The sequence below is a fragment of the Vibrio sp. 10N.222.49.C9 genome, from assembly GCF_041474985.1.
Lineage (GTDB): Bacteria > Pseudomonadota > Gammaproteobacteria > Enterobacterales > Vibrionaceae > Vibrio > Vibrio crassostreae_C.
Genome location: NZ_JBFRVD010000894.1, coordinates 1 through 357 on the forward strand (window position 1 = coordinate 1; position 357 = coordinate 357).

The following is a 357-nucleotide window of genomic DNA, read 5'->3' on the forward strand; positions in this document are numbered from 1 at the left end:
AGTCTAGAGTATCAGTATCGAGTCTATGGAAACTGGTGGATGGCCGCCTTTGTGGATTATGGTGATGCATGGAATGAAACACCCGAGGGGAAAACCGGTACCGGTGTTGGCATAAGGTGGGCGTCACCTGTGGGGCCAGTTAGGCTTGATTTCGCCTTTGGTTTGGATGTAGAAGAGGGTACAGATAAGTTCCAGCTTCACTTTGGTTTGGGGCCTGAGTTGTAATGACGCAAGAATCACAACAAAACGAACAGCAAGCAACAGCGGAAACTCCGCCTGTTACCAAGAAAAAACGCTCCTTGTGGCGTCGTTTCTTGCGTGCGATTGCTCATCTCTCGCTGGGTATGCTCGCTCTGA

General features: G+C 50.1%; 1 protein-coding gene. It reads left to right on the forward strand.

Annotated features, from left to right (window positions below; all coding sequences use genetic code 11):
* Nucleotides 1-225 (forward strand): BamA/TamA family outer membrane protein (locus tag AB4585_RS26110; protein WP_372171668.1); only part of this gene is annotated, 225 nt, incomplete at its 5' end.
* Nucleotides 226-357: the final 132 nt, after the last annotated feature.